Origin of the sequence: Pseudomonas sp. ANT_H4 (assembly GCF_008369295.1) — a bacterium.
Lineage (GTDB): Bacteria > Pseudomonadota > Gammaproteobacteria > Pseudomonadales > Pseudomonadaceae > Aquipseudomonas.
Genome location: NZ_VOBG01000011.1, coordinates 1 through 21,823, shown reverse-complemented (window position 1 = coordinate 21,823; position 21,823 = coordinate 1). Strand labels below are relative to the sequence as shown.

Genomic DNA, 21,823 nt, shown 5'->3' with positions numbered 1-21,823 from the left:
GGCGCTCCTCACAGGTACTCGATGGTCAGGACCAGGGCGGAAGAGTAACTGCCCACGGCGACAGTGCCAGTTGAGACCAGTTTGGCGTTCAGACTCAGATCGACGCTGCCGCTCAGGCCAGTAAAGGCCTTTTTTACCCCCGCCAGATTGGCGGCACTCGAGTCGGAAACATACAGCAGTGAGACACCCAGGTTGGTTATGGACGTTTTGGCCACCGTGTCGGAGATCGTTCCGTTGGTCGAGGCAAAACTCATGTTGAGCGACGACCCTGAAGGACAGGTCATTTTCACCGGGACCGAAACCGTCGGCGCGCTACTGATCTGGTCGGTACGAACGCTGCTGAAGCTTACCGTCAAGTTAGTCCCAGAGGTCACTGTGCAGGGAGGGCGCGTCAAGGTCCCGCTGACGCTGATGTTGACGGTGTCGGCCGCAAGGGCCGGGACGGTGATGACTGCGGCCACCGCTGCCAGCAAGTAATTTTTGATCATGAATCGAGATCTCCAGGGGTCATCGATAATTGATGGTCAGCGTGTACTGATTTTGAAAGGTGCCCGTCGGGAACGCCTGAGTAAGGACGTATGGAACGAAGCTGATAGCGACCGTATTGCTGCCCTTGGCAAGCTGCATCGTCCGTGTGGCATTCAGCGTAACGGCGGAGGCGGTATCGGCCCATTGGGCTTGCAGGAACAGGCCGGTCAAGCTGGTATAGGAAAGGCCCGCAGCGGCGCTGTACACAGTTTGCGAAGACGTAAGCACCAGGTCCGCCGTCTTCGCGCTCAGACAGGTCACCGAGATATTCGCGGTTTGTTTAGCGGACGCGTAATCCGCGCTGCTGAGCGAGCCGAAGTTCAGCGTTGCCGAATTTACGGAGCTCAAGCTACAAGCCGGGGCTGTCACGGTGTAGATGATCGGCAACTCGAATATCCACTCTGCGTAATCCATCCAGTTAATAGACGTCACACCAAACTGGAAATGGAAGTTGTAGTTGCCCGCAGCTGGCGCTGTCCCCTTGAGCGTCAAGTTGTAGGGCAGCACAGTGCCTACCTTGGCTTCTTTACACACCGAACCCGCACCCAGACAAACACCCGTGTTGGAGCCTAACGGCACTTCCGGCAACGTAGTGGCGGTGTAGTTGTTGATAATGGAAAAACGCGGTTGCCTAGACCCACTGGTCAAGGTGATCAGTTGATTGAGTGCGGCGCCGTACGGAAACCTGCGCGTCACGGTGCAACTTCCACTGATATTGATTTCGACCTGCTGGCCTGCCTCGAAGGTGTAACGAGGGATCGTTTTGGTGCCGCAATTGAGATTGCCGTTAACCAGAGCCTGAGCGGGCGCAGCTATAAAGCCAAATGTCGCGGCAGCGAACAGGGCCATCGCCAGTGCGCGTTGCCAGCGGTAATACATGGCTATCGCTTTAGACGCGCGGATGCTTGAGCGTGGCCATTCACTCGTCATGACGAACTCCTTTGCCGATTGTCATGTCATTGGATTTAACTGTGCACTTGATTGTAATTTGTACGATCGACGCCTCACCCTGATCGGTCGAAGGGAGTTCAAGCGCTTGAGCGCACCAGATATTATTGTTGACCTTGAGAACCAGCTCGGAGCGCGGCGGTACACCCGTGAGATAGACCCGGCCGTTATCCGCCATCATGGCGCTGATCAGGCGTTCGCCATCGCCCCCGAACAACTGGACGTCGGCGGCAAACGGAGCCGGCTGGCCCGACGGATCAAGCACGGTGAGAAGTACGCGTCGACCGATGCGCGTATCAAATTTCGCGAGCGCAAACGCCCCTCGATTAGGTGTTATTTCCTGCACCAGCTTGGAGATATCGGTGTCGTCGGAAAGCGAAGCGGTGTCCAGCGCGATGCGGTTCTTGCGGTAAGGCTGCGCCGACGGAACCACTGTGTAGCCGACGCCATTGGTACGAATACCGCTTTTGTTCAATACGGCGACCTCAGCGGCTCCTGGGGTTGCGACGATGACATTGGTCTCCCCCAGAGGCTGGGTGAACATCAGGTTGTTCTTGTACGCCACCACACCGCCTTCAATACCGTACTCCAGTTGGCGGGTATCAGCGGACTGATTGATCGCGCTATGCACGATAGTGTTGGCGGCGTTATAGCGGGCGGCTAAGGATCCACCCGTCACATTGTCGTCCCGGGACACATGCTGGGTGACCCCGACGCTGTAGGACAGCGCGTTGTTCTCATATGTCGAGCCACTGAGCGCGGTCGAGCGTACTGCGGTGCCTTGGGAACCCTGGGTGGTGCTGACTGAGACACGCTTGCCGCTTTCGGGTGCGCCAAGCGGCAGGCTCAGGCTCAGCGACAGGCTGCGGCTGGTGGCGTCTTGCGATACGCTCTGAGCCACTCCGAGGGAGTAGGCCACACGGCCGATGCTGAAGTTGTATCCAACCTGAATGGAGGTGTTGCTTTGGCTGGCATTCCAGTAATCGGACTTCGACAGGTTGGCATACAGTCCTCCCATGGTGCCGAACTGCTGAGACACACTGGCGTTGAAACTGCTTTTTGTGTGGCCGTATTGAGCGCTGTCATACCACCGGGAGTTGACCTGGCTATCGAGTGCTTCGGTGAATGTATAAAAGCCCTTGGTGGAATATCGATACCCAACGAGGCTGAAGTTGGTGTTGGTCGCCGACAAGGATTTGGAATAGCGAAACCGATACGACTGACCTGAGAGGTGCTCCTTGGCTCCCCCGATGTTGTCACTTTGAGCGTGGGTGACATCCAGAGATATAGCCCCCACCCCCGCAAAATCATGAGCTAACCCGAGCAGGCCGGACGTGTAATTTTCGCTGATTTGAGTCCCGCCAAAGACGGTGCTACCGCCGCTCAAACCCCTACGCAAAGTGGCCTGTACTAACGCTGGCTTGGCCGTTTCGGCGTCCTCGTCACTTGGGCGGTATTGGCCGACCGCAATCGAATAGCTCTGCTGGCTCTCACGTAACATGTAAGGCACCGATGAAAAGGATTGGATGAATTGTTGGCGCTGACCGCTGGGTCCTTCGACCGTCACCTCCAGATCGCCGTTGCCGGCGGTGGAATAAAGATTGGTCAGCGCAAAGGGCCCAGAGGGCACCCATTGTTCGTTGATGACATAACCGCGCTGGCGAATAGTGACGAGGGAGCGGCCCGTGGCAATGCCGCGTATGACTGGGGCAAAACCCCGACTTTGTTCGGGAAGCATGTCCAGGTCCGAAGCAATCTCCGCGCCCCTGTAAGGAATGGACTCGAATAGGTCGCCTTCAGTGGATGTTTCCCCCACCGTAGCGATCGCCATCCAGTTGCCCATGTCCCGCTGGGCATAGGATTCGAGGGACTGCCACTTACCCGGGGCTGCGGTGCTTTTATGCCACGTAGAGTAGTTGCGCAGCCGCCAAGGACCGGTATTGAAGCCGCTGCGTAGGCTGGCAAATTGATTGTTCTGCTGCAAGCCACGGTATTGGCTCGTGCTGCCGGAAAAACTGTAGTTGGTAAAGGCTACTTGTTCGCCGTTACTCCACTGTTGACGGCGCACCGCAAAAGGTAGCGGGCCGATGTAGGCCTGGGGGATCTCGAGGCTCAACCGCTGGCGGTTGAAGTCATAGCGATAGCTGATGTCGGCAATGGGACCGGTAAACAGGACGCAGCCATTCTTTGTGTACTCCGCAGTAGATAAGCGCTCTGCCTTTATGCCTTGCCTTTGAAGAAAGGCAAGGTCAAAGCACGGAAAAAGTCCGGTGGCTGATGGCTGCGCAACGGTTTCCTTGATGAACTGCAGGTCTCGTCGGTCAATGAGCTTCTCATTGACAATAACGTCAACGCGGTAAGTTCCCGGTAGTTGCCCCGAACTCATGGCGTCGACTTGTTGAATAACTTGTGCCGAGCCCTGACCCCCGCCGATTTCAAGGAATGAGGCATCGAAGCGGTAAGCCGCGTCAACTTCCGACATCAGCAGCCCGCTACCCATTATCACAAGGTAACCGGCCGCCTTGCCGCTGCTCTTTAGAGGAGGGGAGGGCGAGCGAAGCATGTCACCAATCCTTAGTTAGCTTCCGATGGTCATGTCATCCAATCAATGAACAACAACGCTGGGTGCCGTGTTCGAACTTCCATACTCGTCGATGTAACTCAGCGATAAGTTATCACCGTTGAATGCAGGCGTTTGCAGGTGCATGGTGCAGAAAGGGGAAATAACTTCGGGTACCGATTTCATCGGCAGACCATTGATTTTTACTTCATCTACGACAATATTGAAGCCTGAGTCGTTTCGCACGCTAAGCTTGCCTTTGCTTTGCGACCACTTCAGTTGTTGTACGGCATCTTTGACTTCGCCTTTTAATGTAAGTGGGCGGTAAAAAAGTTTGATCGTAGTCTTCAGGGCAATCTGTAGCACGTTTTGCGTCGCCAGTGATTCACTCAAAGCCGGAATGGCTTTTACATTGAGTAGAAAAAGGCTTTCCTGGTTTTTTGGCAGTGCCGAATCATCGATTCGAATTATGCGCAAAATATTTTCTTCATTGGTATCCAAGCGAAAAAGGGGGGGCGTAACGATAAAGTCCGACACACTTTTACTTTCATCGTCGCCATAGCGACTGACCCATGACTGCACTAGAAAGGGCGCGTCATCGCCTTTGTTGCTCAGCGTCAAGTTGGCCTCTTTCTCGGCACCTTTGTACACCACGCGAGTGGCGCCGACCGTTACCGCTGCCTGGGTTTGTGAAATGCACATCAATGGCACCAGAAAAAATGGGACAAGGTATTTGTAGAGCATTGACTAATCCTCGGTGCCCCTGTGCAGCGTATAGCCGGCACAGGGGCGATAGCATTACTTGTAAGTTACGTCGAAGCTGGCCAACGCATAGACCTGACCTGTGCCGATACCGCTGGCGGTTACATTACCGTCGGTATCAACCGTATCTGCTGCCGTACGAACATAGGCTGCAGTGAAGTCGTATGTATTAGTTTGCGGACGCAGTACATAGTCAGTCGTCGGAGTGTTAAGCGGCAGCTTTGTCCCGGTGCGCGCATCATTTATCTGAATGGCAAGGCCTGAAACCTGATTGGAACCGGTGAGGCCCAGCAAGGTAGCGTCTGTGACGTCTTGTTGGCCGCTGAAGGTAATAGCTACGTTCTTCTTGGTCGAAGTGCTGCAGTTTTCGAGGCTGATCGAGAACGGTGTGGCGTTAGCAGTCGACCCTACGTCTGCCGCAAAGCTGGACAGTTGAACCTGACCCAGGCTGACCGTTTTACTGACACTGTCGGTCGTAATAGTGCAGGCATTATCACTGACACTTCCGGTGAACTCGACCTGGCCGTCGGCGGCGTGGGCTGCTGCTGCGAGAACCATCAACAGCGACGACGCGCACAGCGCTGAGTACTTTACTGTGTTGTTAATCATGGGGTGTAGCTCCTGTACGTAACTATCCAATATGAGGTACTTGCGGTTGCACTCCGGCAAGTACCGTTATCATGTGGCGAGCCTAGTGCCGAAACTATAAGGAGATTCTTAAATAGTCTTGTGACGTGTTTTTCAAAGGTTAAGGGTGGCGGAATAATAGGGTGCGATTTTTAAGGATCGTCTTATGTTCATGGCGCGCAACCTTGTGCACTATTGCAACCCCAATTTCACACATTGATTATTGCCCCTGCGACCTCATGTCATTGGGCTTGGAGTGCTTTTATGAAAACTAATATAGTTTGGATGTCTTTGGCTGCGTCGCTGGTTTGCTCTACAGCTGCCAATGCTGCCGATGGCACCATCAACTTCACTGGCAATATCTCAACTGCCGCTTGTACGGTCAGCACCGCCAGTGCTTCACAAACCGTCAATCTTGGAACGGTCACGGCTTCCACGTTCACGGGCACCGCTGGCGTGGCAGTAGCGCCAACTCGGTTCACCATCGCGCTCAGTGCGTGCCCGGATACCCTGACCACTGCCAACATCAAGTTCGACGGTGTCGCCAATACCGCTAACAGCAATTTGTTGGCCTTGAGTAGCGGGCAAACCGCCACCGGCGTGGGTATTGGTATCTATGAATCCAACGGCAGCACGCTCATTCCGCTGCAAACCGCCGCTGCGCCTATTTCGTTCGACGCAACCGGCAACGCCTCGGTCGATTACGTTGCCAAGTATGTGTCGACGGCAGCCAGTGTCACCGCAGGTACCGCCAACGCCGTTACCAACTTCACCATCGCCTACAACTGATGAAGCTGCTGCGAGGGGCTCCCTCGCAGCTACTTTTCGATAGATGTGTCGCTAAGGAAAAACATGATGAAACAGTGGTTAGCCAGTGTGTGCGTGGCGGCTGGAGTACTGGCATGCGTCGGTCACGCGCAAGCTGGCGTGGTGATTGGTGGCACTCGTCTGGTTTATGACGCGAGTAAGCGAGAGGCTAGTTTATCTATCAGCAATCCAGAGAAAGTTACACCTTATCTTGTTCAGTCCTGGGTGCAAAACATGTCCAGCACCGACACGACCAAGGTTCCGTTCGTTATCACGCCACCGCTGTTTCGACTGGATCCAGGACAACAGAATGCGCTGCGCATCGTGAAGGTTGGCGGTGATCTATCGGAGCGTCGAGAGTCGGTTTTTATGCTCAACATAAAGTCGATTCCCTCGTCCAAACAGTCCGAGCTCAACCAACTGCAGATTACCGTCAAGGCGCAATTGAAGTTGTTCTACCGACCCTCTTCGCTCAAGGGTCAGAACGCTGATGAGGCCTATAAGGCTTTGACATTTAATCGTCAGGGCAAACAGCTGCAGGTCAGTAACCCCACACCGTTCTATGTGTCGTTCTACAGCGTCAAGGTGGGTGGCGTAGCCATTGAAAACCCGCAAATGGTCGCACCTCAAGGCACGCTGCAGTGGCCGGTAGCGGTGCCTGACAATTCCACCGTGACTTGGCAAGCCATTACCGATTACGGCGGTATCACGCTGCCAGCAAATGTTCAGCTGTAGATCCCCGGTACTTCGGCCGGTTGATAGCAATAGCGAACATTTCATTGTTGTGCCGCCGTTACGGCGAGCGGGCGCGCCTTCCTCCTGTGGAGGGACATCAAGATTTAGTGGGAAAGTTAAATGCTTGGTATCTCTGTGTTTCATCGGGTGTGGCGACGATCGCATTGCAAGCCCGTGTTCGTAATGACGACCTTTTTGCCCCGAGTTCTGAGCGCATCTATAGGGATGGTAGTGCCGCTCTTTTGCGAAAACGCATTGGCCGATGACTACTTCAATCCCAATGCCCTTGAGCTGAGCGACCCGTCTCATCCTGCCATTAGCCTCGCACAGTTTTCCCATACAGGCGGACAATTGCCGGGCCGATATCGCGTCGATATCTACCTCAACGATCGCGAGATTGACACTCGAGATGTTTCATTCGTTAAACAGGGCGATACGCTGCAAGCGGAGTTAACGGTGCAGCAGTTAAGGGATATGGGCGTAAAAATTGCGGCCTTTCCAGAGCTAAAAGCGCTTGATGACGCCGCGGTCATTACTGACTTGGGACACTATATTCCGGCCGCCATTAGTCAGTTGAAGTTTTCGGAACAACGCCTTGATGTCAGTATTCCCCAGGCGGCGCTCAATATCGAAGCGCGTGAATTCGTCGACCCGAGCACATGGGATGAAGGCCTCCCGGCGGCGCTGTTCAATTACAGCTTCAGTGGTTCCAACACCCACTATAACTCCACGTCGGCCACAACCAATAGCGAGTACCTGAACCTGCATAGCGGTGCCAATCTGGGCGCCTGGCGCTTTCGCAACTATTCGACCTACACCGACAGCGGGCAGGGCAGTAGTGGTTGGAGCAGCATCAATACCTACGTGCAGCGCGACATTCAGCGTATCAAGGGCCAACTCACGCTCGGCCAAGGGTTCACGCCGAGCAATGTCTTCGATAGCGTGCAGTTCAAGGGTGTTCAAGTCGCCTCTGACGACAACATGCTGCCAGACAGCTTGAGGGGCTTTGCGCCGGTGGTACGAGGTATTGCCCAGAGTAACGCTCAGGTCACGGTGCGCCAGAACGGCTACATCATTTATCAGACCTACGTGGCGCCCGGGGCATTCGCAATCTCCGACTTATATCCGACATCCTCCAGTGGCGACCTTGAAGTCATCATTAAGGAGGCAGATGGCACCGAACGGCGTTCGGTTCAGGCGTTTTCTGCGGTGCCTACGATGGTGCGCGAGCGCCAGCTTAAATACGCGGTTACGGCGGGTCAGTTCGCGTCACAAATCCAGGGTGCAGAAACACCCACTTTTATGCAAAGCACTTGGGTATATGGTCTGCCCTGGTCTACCACGGTGTATGGAGGCCAGCTCTTCGCCAATAACTATGATGCGCTGGCGGTGGGTGTCAGCCGCGGATTTGGTGATATCGGCTCCTTGTCATTCGATGTGACCCAAGCCCGCGCCCAACTCAAGGATGGTTCCGATCAACAAGGGCGCTCTTATCGTGTGCAATACGCCAAGGACATCCAGGCCACCGGTACTACGTTCACACTGGCCGGCTACCGCTATGCCACTGATGGCTATTACGACTTCCAGGAAGCCAATGAGGCCCAGGCCTCGGGATTGGACAGCCGCTTGCAGGGTTATATAAAACGCAGCAAGACCCAGCTCAGCGTCAATCAGTCCATAGGTCGTTACGGCAATGTCTATCTGTCCGGTTACCAACAGGATTACTGGGCGCGCAGTGGTTATGAGCGCAATATCAGCGCGGGCTACAACGTCAGTCACAAGGGTGTTTCCTATAACCTTAGTTATACCTTCAGTCAGTCGCCAGGTCTGAATACCAACGATCAACAATTGGCTTTCAGCGTCCAGATTCCTTTGGATACCGTACGTCCAAACCTATGGGCCACATACAGCGCCAATGCTGACAAGCAAGGCCTTGTGTCGCAGCAAGCAGGTATTAGCGGTACGGCGATGGCCGACAACAACCTGAATTACAGCGTCCAGCAGACCCATGGAACCGGCGCCGGCAATAGCGGCAGCATGAGTGCTGATTATCGCGGTACCAGTGGCCTGCTCAATGGCAGCTACAACTACAGTGAAGGTTTGCGCCAGATCAACTATGGCGTGCAGGGTGGTGTTGTCGTGCACCCCTATGGAGTGACGTTTTCGCAGCCTTTGGGTGACACGCTGGCATTGGTCAGAGCACCGGGTGCCAGTGATGTGAAAGTTGAAAACAACACGGGCGTCTACACCGACTCCAACGGTTATGCAGTAGTCCCGTATGTCAGCACTTACCGCAAGACCAGCATCGCACTCGACACCCAGACACTACAGGAGGATGTGGACGTTAAAACTACCTCGCAAACGGTCATTCCCACTCAGGGCGCCGTGGTATTGGCCAACTTCGTGACCCGAGTAGGCAGTCGTGTGCTGTTCAGCCTCACTTATAAAGGCCGTGCGATTCCATTTGGTGCGGAGGTTGATCTGGTCAAGAACAACGTAGAAGTCGAAAGCAATTCCTCGATCGTGGGGGGTAACGGCGAGGTGTACCTGAGCGGCATGCCGCAGAGCGGCCACCTGGCGGTGCGATGGGGCCTTCGTTCCGAGCACCACTGTCGAGCGGAGTTTCACTTGCCGTCGCCAATTAAGAGTAAAAGCACGAATGTCTCCGCGGCAGTTCAAAGCCTGGATGCAGTGTGCCACTGACATGAGAGAATTAATGTTCAATACAAAGCGTTTGATTCAGGCCGTATTACTCGCGCTGATTGGCGGCTTCATGTTCGTTCCTCAGGCATTGGCTTATACCTGCACGACCGTGACGACTTCGAGCACTGTCACGATTCCTAATATGACGGTGAGAAGAGACGTCGCCGTTGGTTCCGTTATAGGAACGGCAATTTCAACCGGAAAAATCTCTGCTTTTAACTGTACTGATAGCGCGCCAGCGTCAAACGATCAAAAAATTGGATTCAAGGGCTATGGCACGAAATCTACTCAGATCAACGGGGGGAACGTGTACAGGCTGGGTCCTGCATCGACAGGCATTGGTTATACTATCTCTGCCAAGTCAGATGATTGCAGTACTACGTTGTTGTTAAGTAGCAGTAACGATATTGCTTATTCTTGTGGGGCTGTACCAAGTCTTCCTACCCAACCTGTTGCCGAAACGCTCATATTCACGTTTTACAAGATTGGTGATGTTGCGGCGACCAGTGTTCCCGCGCAGCAACTGGCAGGGTTGCTTTTGCTAAATAGTGCGATAACGACACAGGCGCCTGAGTCCGCGATAATGAGCAGTGCGTTCAAAGTAACCAGCCTTGGGTGCACCTTGACGAATACAGCGATCAGTGTGCCCATGGGCACAGTAAACAGTTCAAACTTCAGCGGCACCAGCTATGGTTCAACGATGTCGGCGAAGGCTTTTTCCATCCCCCTGACCTGTGATTCCGGTACTGCAGTGACGATGCAGATCGATGCTGGGGCCTCCGGTACAGTGGCTTACAAGATGGGGGTACTAAAATTGGATTCGGCAACCTCTGGCACCGCCGCCACTGGCGTGGGATTGCAGATTCTGCGCAACGGCAGCCCGTTGGTCCTTGGAACTGCAATCAGCATCGGTACACCTTCGGCAACAGGTGCGTTCGATATCCCTCTCAGTGCCCGCTACTTTCGTAGCGCAGCAACAGTGACCGCCGGGCAAGCGAATGCCAGTGCGACCTTCACCATGACGTACAACTAGTTTATATAGGCGTTCACCTGTTGATCTGTGCCAAAGGTAACGATGATACAGGGGGTGATTCTGAGGGCAGACCCGCCAGAATGGCGGGTCTGAACGGGGAGTCAGAGCTTCGGCAACTGCCCAATACGGCCCATCATTTCGGTCACGACCTGCAGGTCCAGCAGGAACTGGTCGACGGTCTTGAACTCGTTGTCGGTGTGGCCGGTGTACTTGACGTCCGGCATCGCCAGGCCGAATTGCACGCCATTAGGCAGTTCATGTACTGAGGTGGCGCCGGCGGAGGTGCCGTACTTGTGTTCCAGGCCCAGGTTTTCGCTGGCCACGGCCAGCAAGGCCTTGACCCACTCACCCTCAGGGTTGCGGTACATCGGCTCGGCGATCGAGTAGTCGAAGGCCACCGCAATGTGGCTCTTCTTGCTCCAGGCGCCAAGCTTATCGGCGATTTCTTTTTTGAGCGTTTCCGGGGACTTGCCGACCGGCACTCGCAGGTTGACCGCGAGCTTGAAGGCTTTGTCATCCATCCCGACATAGGTCAGGGAAGCGGTCAGCGGGCCCATAAACTTGTCGGAAAAGCCGACCCCCAATTTGCCACCCAGGTAGTCCAGGCCCCAGTTGTTGGCGGCGTAGCGGGCGGCGTCGGTGATGTGGTTGTGCTTGAGCGCGACCTTGCCGTCGAGGCTGTTGATGAAGTCCAGCATCCTTGCCACCGGGTTGACGCCTGATTCGGGCTCGGAGGAGTGGGCGGAAACACCGGTGACCGTCAGCTTGACGTCCTTGCCGACGACCTTGGCGGTCACGCCGAAGTTGCCGCCATTGCGCTTGGCATAGTCGGTACCGGCCTTTTGCAGGCTGGCGGCCAATTCAGCGGGCTTGTCGCTCACAAGAGTGGCGACCGAAGTCGATGGAATCTGGTTGGTTGCCAGGCCGCCCGTCATCAAGGTGATTTCGGCGCCAGTGCCTTCTGCCTTACGCCGGGCAAAGTTCGCCATGACGGTGCCGTAGCCTTTCTCGGCGATCACTACCGGGTAGCCGCCATCCAGCGCCAGGTTGTAGTTAGGTGTCGGGTTGCGTTCGAAGTAATAGGGGATGGCGTCGCCGGTGGTTTCCTCAGTAGTGTCCACCAGTAGCTTGAAATTTCTCGCCAGTGGCAGCTTCTCTTCCTTGATGATCTTCATGGCGTAGAGCGTCACCACGATGCCGTTCTTGTCATCCTCGGTGCCCCGGCCATACATGCGGTCGCCCACCAGGGTGACCTTGAACGGATCGAGGTGGGTGCCGTCTTCCAGGACCCAGTTCTCTGGCGTTACGGGCACTACATCGGCATGAGCGTGAATGCCCACGACTTCATCGCCACTGCCTTCCAGGGAGATTTCATAGACGCGATTATCGACGTTGCGAAAGTTCAGGTTGAAGGCCTGGGCAAGGCCTTTGATCTTGTCGGCGATCTTGATGAATTCGGGATTGTTGTGCTGGTCAACGCCGTCTACGCGAAAGGTTGGGATGGCCACCAGCTCACGAAGGGTCTCGGTGGCCGCGCTGCCGTATTTCACCCGTGCATAGAGGCCAAGCAGGCGATGGATCTCGTTCTGCTGTTCAGGGGAAAGGGTCTTGTTGCCGAGGAAGGCACTGATTGCCGGGCCGATATCGGCGGTTTTGGCCAGGTCGCTCTTGGCCAGGCGGTCCAGGAACTGCCTGAAATCCGTGACCGATGTGTCACTGAAAGTCTTGAGAATGGTCGCGCTCTGTTGCGGGCTGATGTTGGCCTGCGCAACCGTGGTGAACGACGAAAGGCTGGCCAGGATCAGGGTGGTCGCAGCCAGGTGCTTGAGTGAGAAATCCATTGCTGGGGACATTCCTTTGCAGGTTGAAAGTGAGAAATATCTGATAGATGAGACGAAACATTTCCAAGCTAACACCATGAGGGAGCGGTAGGGGAGCCCCAGAAGTAGTATCTGTCGCACAGCAATGCAAAAGCGGCGCAGAAACGAAAAGCCCCAGGGGATCAGCTGTGTGCTAGATCCAGACGTCATTCATCATCGTCCGTTCTCCCCCTTGATCGCCGGTGTTCAGCACTCCACAGGGCTCTATCAACAGCAGTTTGACCTCTCCCTCAGCATAAGGCTTGTGCTCAACCCCTTTGGGCACCACATACATTTCGCCTTGATTGATCAGCACCGCACCATCGCGAAAATCGATGCGTAACCTGCCCTCCAGGACGATAAAGGTTTCATCCGTATCGGCATGGCTGTGCCAGATGAAATCGCCTTCGATTTTCACAGCCTTGAATTGGTAGTCGTTCATCTGGGCGATGACCTTGGGTGTCCACTGTTCGCTGAACAGGGCGTACTTTTCTGAAAAGTTGATCGCGGTGTATGGGGGGATAGCGGATGAGTCAGGCATGGTGGTCTCTCGGGTGTTCAAGAAGTCGAAGCCTGACGTTAATCGCGCCGTGCCCACGCGTATTGCACGATTGTGCATCCACCACCTGATGCCCGTTACGCCGACAAGCGGCAACGACTACCGACCTAATGAGGGCTATTTTGTCAGCCTGATAGCGTTGACGAGCGGTTTTGTAAACAATAGCGGCAGATCCCAACGCGCCTATCTCCAGGGGCGCCGTCGCTATTTGTTTTCTACCGAGATGCCCATGTCTGTTCTGATCCGCGATACCGTTTTGCCTCACCCACTTCAGACCGAGGTTCAGCCATGAGCGATACCACGGTCGAGCTGATACAAACCGGCCCGGAGCAGGCTCAACTGATCCGCAACCTCTACCAGTTCTATGCCTATGAGTCCTCGGACTGGGAGCAGGAAGACGTTGAAGTCGATGGCCGTTTCTATATCCATGAAGAGCATCTGGCCCGCTACTGGCAAGACCCGCAATGGAGCGCCAACCTGCTGTTGGTCGACGGTTTTATCGCCGGCTTCCTGTTGATTGAGCAGAGCGAGTTGCCGGGGCTCAATGCCCTGGAGCTGGCAGACCTGTTTATCTTGAAACGCTATCGGCGCCAGGGTATCGGCCGCGCCCTGGCCACCCAGGTTCTGACCAGCGGCGAGGCCGACTGGCTGGTGCGTTTTTATGACCAGGATGAAGCCTCGCAAGCGTTCTGGCGCACGGTGCTGGATAACCTGCCACGGCCGGTGCAGGCCATCGAGCTGGATGACGAGCCGCAATTGTTGAGTTTTCTGGTAACGCGAGCGGTGCATTGAGGGAAGGCTTTCGGTTGCTGGCACTTTGCCTTGTGTGCTGGCATGCTCTCGCCCATTTGGGCAGTGGACGCTGCCCTGGCAGACGTGGTCATGGAGAGCAACGTGGGTTTAGAAAAAAAGGCCAAGGCAGCACAACTCAGTGTGCTGAGCAGGTATGACGTACTCGCCGATTTTTCCGGTGAGGAAGAAGCCGTGCTGGACCGCATCCTCAAGGGCAAGGTAGCGATAGGCGCCGCGCAGGCCATGACTTTCGCGGGCTGGTGCGATGAGATGCTGGGCCTGGGCCGGCGTGTGCCGGTGGCGCGTTTCGATGACGCAGTGACCGGGCAAACCCGCATCAGCACGCTGGCGCTCGGTCTTGACCTGGCCAAGTCCCTCAAGGCGCGGGACAAGCTACTGACTGCGCCAATCAAGGGCCACCAGCAACACATCCAGCAGTTGCAGGATCAGTTGCGCGTGCTGACGCATCAGGAGGCTGCTGCGCTGGAGAGTGAGGCTTCGGGGCGCTTGCGCTATTGGTACGGCGATGCGACTGAACGTTTGCAAGTCATCTTGTGGGACATCAAGGACATTGAAGGGCCAATCCAGGAGTATCAGGGGAAGTCCAACAGGGATTACCGCCAGCTTCTCCTAGAGATCATCCTGAACGCATTGTCGTCATTGGATCACCTGGGCTTTTTTATCAATGTGGAGTTGCAGGATGCCTCGGATAAAACGCCTGTTCCTGCGCCGGTAATGCTGCATCGTGGTCAACCGCTTGCGGATGATCCCTACGATCAGGAACGCTTCAGTTTTGAGGTTAAAGACGTTCAGGCCGATATGCTCGATGTGGCCAGCGCGCGTGCGCGCCCTTGGCAGGCGCTGGACGCCATCGATCAGAAAACACGTTTCAATTGCCGCGTAGAAGTCGCCGTCAGTAAAACTCCCGACCTAAGCGAGGGCGAGTTGCTGCACTTGTCATGCTTCCTGCACAAACTGTTCGAGACGCTGGCCAGGTCCGGCGACAGCCGGCCACGCGGTGCCTTGCGTGAAGCAGTGATTCTCTGCCTGTTACTTGCCTGGACAGCGCCGTGCATGCCTGCCCGAAATCACCGCCAACAGCAGCAGTTGCTCGGCTTGCAAGACACCTTCTACCGTGACATTCGACCGAAGAACTCGGACAAGTCGAGAGCTGCGTCGGACGTGTCGGCAGGCCAGATCGTCGAGCATCTGTTGCGGATCATGTGGGTGCAGATCCAGCACTGAGGGGCGCCAGCAGGTCGACGGCCGCCAAGAAAACCGAGCATCACCAGGCAGCCTTCCAGGGCTAGGGCCGCGATGATGAGCGGCAAGGCGTGATACCCGTCCAAGTAGACCCCCGGACAGCTCGGTGATAAAGGCGCGGCGAGCGAGCCGCGCCTTGTGATGCAAGGAGGGGCAAAGACTCAGCGACTGAGAAACGCCAGCAAGTCTTCATTCAAGGTCTGAGCGTGGGTAGCGGCAAAACCGTGGGGCGCGCCCGGATAGACCTTCAGCTCGGCGCCCTTGATCAGCGAGGCGGCAACCTTGCCGGTGGTTTCAAACGGCACGACCTGGTCGGCATCGCCATGGATCACCAGGGTCGGCACATCGATCTTGGCCATGTCCGGGCGAAAGTCGGTTTCCGAGAAGGCGGTGACGCAGTCCACGGTAGCCTTGAGGGACGCCAGCAGGGCGATGTTCAGCGTCTGGGCCAGCACACCGTCCGACACCTTCTGGCCTTGATTGAGACCATAGAAAGGGGTGCTGAAGTCAGCGATAAATTGCGCTCGATCCTTCAGCAAACTCGCCTTGATGTCATCGAACACGGCACTGTCGACACCTTGCGGGTAATCGGGCTTTTTACCGAGCAGCGGTGTCACCGCGCCCAGCAGCACCAGGCCTGCGACACGCTTGCTGCCGTGGCGGGCGATATAGCGGCTTACATCGCCACCGCCCATGGAAAAGCCCACCAGGGTGACTTCCTGCAAGTCCAGGTGGTTGATCAAACCTGCGATGTCATCGGCGAAGGTGTCGTAGTTGTTGCCGGTCCACGGCTGGTCGGACCGCCCGAAGCCACGCCGGTCGAAGGCAATGGTGCGGTAGCCGCGGCTGCTCAGGTACTCCATCTGGTATTCCCACATGTCGGCATCCAGCGGCCAACCGTGGCTGAACAGCACCGGTTTACCGGTACCCCAGTCCTTGAAATAGATTTGAGTACCGTCTTGGGTGGCGAACGTGCTCATAGAAACTCCTTGGGTTGTGGGTCAAGAGTGGCAAGGCTCACTATTGCTGGAAACCAGGCGATGGGCTTGTACGGATGTGCTCGATTGAACGGTTCAGCCGCTATGCTGGTCAACTGATCTTCAATGTCTTAAATGAGGTGAACGAAATGGTCAAGACTTACAGTTACGCCGCCCGTGACTCCAAGGACTCGCTCAAGCCCTTCACCTTCGAACGTCGTACGCCGGGAGCGGACGACGTGCAGATCGACATCCTCTATTGCGGCGTTTGCCACTCGGACCTGCACACCGTGCGCAACGAGTGGAACAACACCCTTTATCCTTCGGTCCCTGGTCATGAAATCGTCGGCCGGATCACGGCGGTGGGGGCCAATGTCAATAAATTCAAAGTTGGCGACCTGGCCGGTGTCGGCTGCATGGTCGACAGCTGCCAGAAGTGTGCGTCCTGCGCCGAGGGTGAAGAGCAGTACTGCGAGAACGGTTTCACCGGCACCTACAACGGCCCGGTGTTTGGTGGCGAGAACACCTTCGGCGGTTACTCGGACAGCATAGTGGTTAAGGAGAAGTTCGTCCTGCGCATCTCCCACGACGAAGCCCAACTGGCGGCTGTCGCTCCTTTGTTGTGTGCTGGCATCACCACTTATTCGCCGTTGCATCACTGGAAGGTGGGCCCCGGTCAGAAAGTCGGGGTAGTCGGACTGGGTGGCCTGGGCCATATGGCGGTCAAGATCGCTCACGCCATGGGCGCGCATGTGGTGCTGTTCACCACCTCGCCCAGTAAACGTGAAGATGGCTTGCGCCTGGGCGCCGATGAAGTGGTGGTATCAAAGAACCCGGATGAAATGGCCAAGTTTGCCAATAGCCTGAACTTCATCCTCAACACCGTGGCTGCGCCCCATGACCTGGACGCCTTCCTCAACCTGCTCAAGCGCGACGGCACCATGACGTTGGTCGGTGCGCCAGACAGTCCGCATCCATCGCCTTCGGTATTCAACCTGATCTTCAAACGCCGCAGCCTGGCGGGTTCATTAATCGGCGGTATCCAGGAAACCCAGGACATGCTGGATTTCTGCGCCAAACACGGGATTGTCTCGGATATCGAGATGATCGATATCCAGAACATCAATGAATCCTACGAGCGCATGCTCAAGGGCGATGTGAAGTATCGATTTGTGATCGACATGGACAGCCTCAAGCAGGAAAGCCACGCGGCCTGATCTCGTTACTGCGGCATAGCAGTCGAGTGGAACGAGGCTGCGTCCGAGGACGCAGCCCTCGCCAATCTCACGGATGCTCCAGGTGACACCGCACTTGCTGATGCACACTGCCCGCCAACCGTTGCGGCTGCTCGCAGCCTTCGGCGCGGCGCGGGCAGCGTTCGAGAAAAAAACAGCCGCTGGGCAGTACCCGATTACCCGGTAGCTCCGTGGGCGCGCTGATGTATTCATCGTCCAGCGGCACCCCCAGCCGTGGCACTGCGTCCAGCAACAGGCGCGTGTACGGATGGCGTGGCAGCTCCAACACCTGCTTGGCACAACCCAACTCGACGATCTGCCCCAGGTACATCACCGCGACCCGGTCGGCCATGTGCCGCACCACCGAGACGTTGTGGGAAATCAGGATATAGGTCAGGCCCAGGCGCCGTTGTAGTTCGGCCAGCAGGTTGAGGATCTGCGCCTGGACCGAGATGTCCAGGGCCGAGGTCGGCTCATCCAGCACCAGAATGCTCGGGTTGGACGCCAGGGCGCGGGCGATGGCGATGCGTTGCCGTTGGCCGCCGGAGAATTGGTGGGGAAAACGGTCCAGGTATTCGGCGCGAATGCCCACTTGCTCGGCGACCTTGGCGGCGATGCCGCGCATCTGGTTGCGGGGTGTGCCGCCGAGGGAGAACAGCGGCTCGGTGATGATCTTCCAGATAGGCAAGCGTGGATCGAGGGACGATTGCGGGTCCTGGAACACAATCTGCACATTGGCATGGCGCTCCCTTGCGCTGCTGTAGACCCAGCGCACATCACCGGCGCTGGGCGCCACCAGGCCCATCAGCAGTTGGGCGAGGGTGCTTTTGCCGCAGCCGGATTCGCCGACGATGCCCAGGGTTTCTCCGGGGCGGGCCTGCAAGTCGATGCCGTTGAGCGCGTGGGCAAAACCCTGGGGACGGCCCAGCCAGTCGTTGCGCACCGGGAACTTTACCTGCACGTCCCTGAGGGTCAGTAATGGATCTTGGGAAACAGTCATTACACAGGCTCCGCAACGGACAGCCAACACGCACTTTTACGTTGGCTGGTCGGGTCGATCAGGTTAAGGTGCGGCCGCTCGGCACATTGGTTCATGGCCTGGGGGCAGCGTTCGCGAAAGGTGCAGCCAGCGGGCAGGGCGGACAGGTTCGGCACTTGCCCTGCAATGGTCAGCAAGTCCTCGCCGGGCTCTACCTGTTCGGGCAGGCCGCTGAGCAAGCCTTGGGTGTAAGGGTGGCGCGGATCGCCCATCACCAAGGCTGTCGGCCCTTCCTCCACCACCGCGCCGGTGTACATCACGTAGACCCGGTCGCAGAACTGCGAGACCACCGCCATGTCGTGGGTGATCAACAAAATCGCGGTGCCGTGCTGGCGAGCTTTTTCCCGCAGCAGCAACAGCACCTGGCGCTGCACGGTGACGTCGAGGGCGGTGGTCGGTTCGTCGGCGATCAGCAGTTGCGGATCGCAGGAAAATGCCAGGGCGATCATCACCCGCTGACGCATGCCGCCGGACAGCTCGAAAGGGTAGCTGTCGAGGATCTGCTCGGGGTCGGCAATATGCATGTCCCGCAACAGGGCGACGGCCTTGGCCTTTGCCTCGGCCTTGCTCAAGTGTTGGTGGTGGATGATCACATCGAGCATCTGTCGGCCGATACGCCGCGTCGGGTTGAGGGCGGTCATGGGCTCCTGGAAGATCATCGCTGCGTCACGGCCACGAATCTGCAGCAGCTCTTTTTCGCTGGCACCTAGCATGTCACGGCCGAGCATGTGCAAGCTGCCGTTGGTGATCCGGTAACTGCGTTCGGGCAGCAGGCGTAGGCTGAGCATGGCAGTGACGGATTTTCCGGAGCCGGACTCGCCTACTACACCAACGATTTCTCCCGGATTAACGTGCAGCGATACGCCGTTGAGAGCCTGGACATTATTGCGATAAGCCGGGAATTCCAGGCTCAGGTTGTCGATGGCGAGCACCGCTTGGCTGGACATGGTCATTTCCCCTGTTGCCGTGGGTCGAGCAGGTCACGGACACCGTCACCCAGTAGGTTGAAACCGGTGGCGGTGATCAGGATCGCCAGCCCCGGAAAGGTCGAGTACCACCAGTTGTCGAGAATGAAATTGCGCCCGGTGGCGACCATCGCGCCCCATTCGGCGGTGGGCTGTTGCGCCCCCAGGCCGATAAACCCCAGGGCCGAAGCCATGAGAATGGCGCTGCCGATGTCCAGGCTCAGTTGCACCAGCAACGGCGGCATGGCATTACGGCCCACGTGCCAGGAGACGATATGCCAGCGCCCGGCGCCAAAGGTCTGGGCCGCCTTGACGTAGCCCATCTGGCGGATGGTCAGGGCTTGCCCGCGGGCCAGGCGCACGTAGAACGGAATGCGCACCACGGTGATCGCCAGCATTGCGTTGAACAGGCTGGGGCCCAGCGCGGCGGCCAGGGCCATGATCAGCACCAGCGATGGCACCGAGAGCATGATGTCCATTAACCGCATGATCAAACCGTCAAAACGCCCGCCGATGATCCCCGACAGGCAGCCCAGCACGCCGCCGGCCAGGCACGAAGCGAAGGCGACGAACAGGCCGACGCCCACCGATTGGCGGCTGCCATACAGCACCCGGCTGAACAGGTCGCGGCCCACTTCATCGGTGCCAAACCAATGAGCGGCCGACGGTGCTGCCAGGCGTTGGGCCAGGTTCAGCGCATTGGGGTCGTGGCTGGCCAGCCACGGGGCGAAGGCCATGCAAACCAGTACCACCAACGTGATGGTCAGGCCGGCGATGGTCAGCGGGCTGCGTCGCACCTGATAACCCAGATAGGCCAGGCGCGCACGCAAGGTTGGGCGTTGGGCCAAGGGCACCGGCAAAGGCATTGTCAGCGGAGCAGTCATCTCAGTTAACCTCGCCGATACGTGGATCGATGACCCGGTACAGCAGGTCGATCGCCATGTTGAGCAGCACATAAATAAACGACACCAGGATCGCGAAACCCATCACCGCCGGGAAATCCAGGGACTGGATCGACTTGACCACATAGGCGCCCATGCCCGGCCAGGCGAACACGGTTTCGGTGAGCACCGCGCCGTAGAGCAAGTCGCCCAGGGTCAGGCCGAGCACGGTGACCGAAGGGATCAGCGCGTTGGGCAGGGCGTGGCGCAGGATTACCGCCCAGCGCGACAGGCCATAGGCGCGGGCGGTGCGGATGTAGTCCTCGCCCAATTGGTCGAGCATCGCCGAACGAATCTGTCGGGCCACCACGCCCAGGTTGACGAAGCCCAGGGTGATCGCCGGCAGGATCAGGTGTTGCAGGGCATTGAGGAACAGCGGGATATCACCGGCCAGCAATGAGTCCACCAGGTAGAACCCGGTAATGGTGCGCGGTGGTTCCAGGCCTTCGTCCAGCCGACCGCTGCCGGGCAACCAGCCGAGTTGCCCGTAGAACAACACGATTAAGCCCAGGCCGAGCCAGAACGCCGGAGTGGAAATGCCGGTGACCGCCAGGGTGCGAGCGATCTGGTCGATGGCGCGGTTGTGATAGACCGCCGACAACACTCCCAGCGGCACGCCCACCAGCACCGACAGCAGCAGCGCGGCGATGGCCAGTTCCAGAGTGGCGGGGAAGAACGCTTGCAGGTCTTCCAGCACCGGGCGGCTGGTGCGGATTGACGTTCCTAGATCGCCGTGGAGCAGGTCGCTCATGTAGCGGGCGTACTGCTGGTACAACGGCAGGTCGAGGCCCAGTTGGTGACGGATGTTCTCGACGATGGCGTCGCTGGCCCGGTCACCGGCAATCAGCCGCGCCGGGTCACCCGGGATCAGATGGGAGATGCAAAAGGTAATCAGTGAAACCCCGACCACGACCAATAACAGGCCGAACAGGCGTTTGCGCAACATATTCAGGAAGGCCATGGGGGCTCCTCGTTGTGGCGAGCAGGTTTGCTAGGTGTGGCGAGCGGGCTTGCCCGCGTTGGGCTGCGTAGCAGCCCCAGAATCAACCACCTCGTTCTCCCTGGCAGAATGCGGTGACCTCAGTGGGGCCGCTTCGCGACCCAACGCGGGCAAGCCCGCTCGCCACAAAAGCCCTGGTGCTGTTTACTTACTGATCTCAGCCACGTTGAACACCTGTTCCAGCATCGGATGGAACACGTAGCCCTTCACCGAGTCACGCATCGGCAGGCTGTAGTTCTTCTGGTACAGGTAGGCGTAGACGCTGTCCTTGAGCACGATCTTCTGCGCCTGCTGGTACAGTTCGATGCGCTTGGCGGTGTCGTTGTTGGCGGCGGCATCGCGGATCAGCGTGTCCACTTGCGGGTTGCTGTAGAACTCGACCTTATGAGGCTAAACCCAATGGATACAGGGGTTTCAGCCGATGAACGTCAACCACCGCTCCCAAACTGGGACAAACCTGTTACAAACTGCGCTCGCCAAGCCGTACCAC

20 protein-coding genes and 1 pseudogene are annotated in these 21,823 nt (G+C 57.3%); 8 read left to right on the top strand and 13 right to left on the bottom strand.

From position 1 onward, the window contains the following. Positions 1 to 8 precede the first annotated feature (8 nt). Genes FQ182_RS15640 through FQ182_RS15620 form a run of 5 tightly spaced genes read right to left on the bottom strand, consistent with a single transcriptional unit; the run spans position 9 to position 5,407 of the window. Positions 9 to 488, bottom strand: coding sequence for a fimbrial protein (locus tag FQ182_RS15640; protein WP_178114468.1), 480 nt, complete (start codon positions 486 to 488; stop codon positions 9 to 11). Positions 489 to 507: 19 nt separating this feature from the next. Next, a complete protein-coding gene (locus tag FQ182_RS15635) occupies positions 508 to 1,458 on the bottom strand; it encodes a fimbrial protein (protein WP_149413297.1) in 951 nt (316 codons plus the stop codon). Beyond that, positions 1,448 to 4,039: a fimbria/pilus outer membrane usher protein gene (locus tag FQ182_RS15630; RefSeq protein WP_149413296.1), complete on the bottom strand. Its 2,592-nt coding sequence runs from the start codon at positions 4,037 to 4,039 to the stop codon at positions 1,448 to 1,450. The genes FQ182_RS15635 and FQ182_RS15630 overlap by 11 nt, the downstream gene beginning before the upstream one ends. A 42-nt stretch (positions 4,040 to 4,081) precedes the next feature. After that, on the bottom strand, positions 4,082 to 4,780 hold the full coding sequence (locus tag FQ182_RS15625) for a molecular chaperone (RefSeq protein WP_149413295.1): 699 nt from the start codon (positions 4,778 to 4,780) through the stop codon (positions 4,082 to 4,084). Positions 4,781 to 4,834: 54 nt separating this feature from the next. Continuing rightward, positions 4,835 to 5,407: a fimbrial protein gene (locus FQ182_RS15620; protein WP_149413294.1), complete on the bottom strand. Its 573-nt coding sequence runs from the start codon at positions 5,405 to 5,407 to the stop codon at positions 4,835 to 4,837. A 282-nt stretch (positions 5,408 to 5,689) separates the two neighbouring features. Between FQ182_RS15620 and FQ182_RS15615 the strand changes: the two genes are divergently transcribed. The 4 genes from FQ182_RS15615 to FQ182_RS15600 all read left to right on the top strand — a co-directional run bounded on the left by FQ182_RS15615 (position 5,690) and on the right by FQ182_RS15600 (position 10,703). Further along, positions 5,690 to 6,214, top strand: a complete 525-nt coding sequence (locus tag FQ182_RS15615) for a fimbrial protein (protein WP_149413293.1) — start codon at positions 5,690 to 5,692, stop codon at positions 6,212 to 6,214. Positions 6,215 to 6,280: 66 nt separating this feature from the next. Then, positions 6,281 to 6,967 carry a molecular chaperone gene (locus FQ182_RS15610; protein ID WP_218575098.1) on the top strand — a complete coding sequence of 229 codons (687 nt, stop codon included), beginning with the start codon at positions 6,281 to 6,283 and terminating at the stop codon, positions 6,965 to 6,967. A gap of 183 nt (positions 6,968 to 7,150) precedes the next feature. Next, complete coding sequence (locus FQ182_RS15605) at positions 7,151 to 9,670, top strand: fimbria/pilus outer membrane usher protein (RefSeq protein WP_178114467.1); 2,520 nt, start codon at positions 7,151 to 7,153, stop codon at positions 9,668 to 9,670. A 13-nt stretch (positions 9,671 to 9,683) separates the two neighbouring features. Then, positions 9,684 to 10,703, top strand: a complete 1,020-nt coding sequence (locus tag FQ182_RS15600; RefSeq protein WP_178114466.1) for a fimbrial protein — start codon at positions 9,684 to 9,686, stop codon at positions 10,701 to 10,703. 101 nt (positions 10,704 to 10,804) lie between these two features. Here FQ182_RS15600 and FQ182_RS15595 read toward each other — a convergent pair whose 3' ends face one another. Both FQ182_RS15595 and FQ182_RS15590 read right to left on the bottom strand, forming a co-directional pair. After that, positions 10,805 to 12,544: a dipeptidase gene (locus FQ182_RS15595; protein WP_149413290.1), complete on the bottom strand. Its 1,740-nt coding sequence runs from the start codon at positions 12,542 to 12,544 to the stop codon at positions 10,805 to 10,807. 172 nt (positions 12,545 to 12,716) lie between these two features. Continuing rightward, positions 12,717 to 13,103 (bottom strand): cupin domain-containing protein, encoded by a 387-nt coding sequence (locus FQ182_RS15590; RefSeq protein WP_149413289.1) that lies wholly within the window; start codon positions 13,101 to 13,103, stop codon positions 12,717 to 12,719. Positions 13,104 to 13,116: 13 nt separating this feature from the next. Between FQ182_RS15590 and FQ182_RS15585 the strand changes: the two genes are divergently transcribed. Genes FQ182_RS15585 through FQ182_RS15575 form a run of 3 tightly spaced genes read left to right on the top strand, consistent with a single transcriptional unit; the run spans position 13,117 to position 15,158 of the window. Next, on the top strand, positions 13,117 to 13,413 hold the full coding sequence (locus tag FQ182_RS15585) for a hypothetical protein (protein ID WP_149413288.1): 297 nt from the start codon (positions 13,117 to 13,119) through the stop codon (positions 13,411 to 13,413). Beyond that, on the top strand, positions 13,410 to 13,913 hold the full coding sequence (locus tag FQ182_RS15580; RefSeq protein ID WP_149413287.1) for a GNAT family N-acetyltransferase: 504 nt from the start codon (positions 13,410 to 13,412) through the stop codon (positions 13,911 to 13,913). Before FQ182_RS15585 ends, FQ182_RS15580 begins: the two co-directional genes overlap by 4 nt. Positions 13,914 to 13,955: 42 nt before the next feature. Continuing rightward, on the top strand, positions 13,956 to 15,158 hold the full coding sequence (locus FQ182_RS15575) for a hypothetical protein (protein WP_178114465.1): 1,203 nt from the start codon (positions 13,956 to 13,958) through the stop codon (positions 15,156 to 15,158). Between the two features lie 179 nt (positions 15,159 to 15,337). Here FQ182_RS15575 and FQ182_RS15570 read toward each other — a convergent pair whose 3' ends face one another. After that, entirely contained in the window at positions 15,338 to 16,156 is an 819-nt protein-coding gene (locus FQ182_RS15570; RefSeq protein ID WP_149413286.1) for an alpha/beta fold hydrolase, read from the bottom strand. 146 nt (positions 16,157 to 16,302) lie between these two features. On the opposite strand from FQ182_RS15570, the gene FQ182_RS15565 reads away from it, so the two are divergent. Beyond that, positions 16,303 to 17,370 carry an NAD(P)-dependent alcohol dehydrogenase gene (locus tag FQ182_RS15565; RefSeq protein WP_149413285.1) on the top strand — a complete coding sequence of 356 codons (1,068 nt, stop codon included), beginning with the start codon at positions 16,303 to 16,305 and terminating at the stop codon, positions 17,368 to 17,370. A 67-nt stretch (positions 17,371 to 17,437) separates the two neighbouring features. On the opposite strand, the gene FQ182_RS15560 is transcribed toward FQ182_RS15565, so the two are convergent. The 5 genes and pseudogenes from FQ182_RS15560 to FQ182_RS15540 form a co-directional block, all read right to left on the bottom strand. Then, positions 17,438 to 18,388: an oligopeptide/dipeptide ABC transporter ATP-binding protein gene (locus FQ182_RS15560; RefSeq protein WP_149413284.1), complete on the bottom strand. Its 951-nt coding sequence runs from the start codon at positions 18,386 to 18,388 to the stop codon at positions 17,438 to 17,440. Further along, the gene (locus FQ182_RS15555) at positions 18,388 to 19,380 is read right to left on the bottom strand and encodes an ABC transporter ATP-binding protein (protein ID WP_178114464.1); all 993 of its coding nucleotides are present in this window, start codon (positions 19,378 to 19,380) and stop codon (positions 18,388 to 18,390) included. The genes FQ182_RS15560 and FQ182_RS15555 overlap by 1 nt, the downstream gene beginning before the upstream one ends. After that, positions 19,377 to 20,258, bottom strand: a complete 882-nt coding sequence (gene ddpC, locus FQ182_RS15550) for a D,D-dipeptide ABC transporter permease (protein WP_149413308.1) — start codon at positions 20,256 to 20,258, stop codon at positions 19,377 to 19,379. Before ddpC ends, FQ182_RS15555 begins: the two co-directional genes overlap by 4 nt. A 19-nt stretch (positions 20,259 to 20,277) precedes the next feature. Then, the gene (locus tag FQ182_RS15545; protein ID WP_149413282.1) at positions 20,278 to 21,294 is read right to left on the bottom strand and encodes an ABC transporter permease; all 1,017 of its coding nucleotides are present in this window, start codon (positions 21,292 to 21,294) and stop codon (positions 20,278 to 20,280) included. A 183-nt stretch (positions 21,295 to 21,477) separates the two neighbouring features. Beyond that, positions 21,478 to 21,723 (bottom strand): annotated as a pseudogene (locus tag FQ182_RS15540) (ABC transporter substrate-binding protein); the annotation flags it as partial. Positions 21,724 to 21,823: the final 100 nt, after the last annotated feature.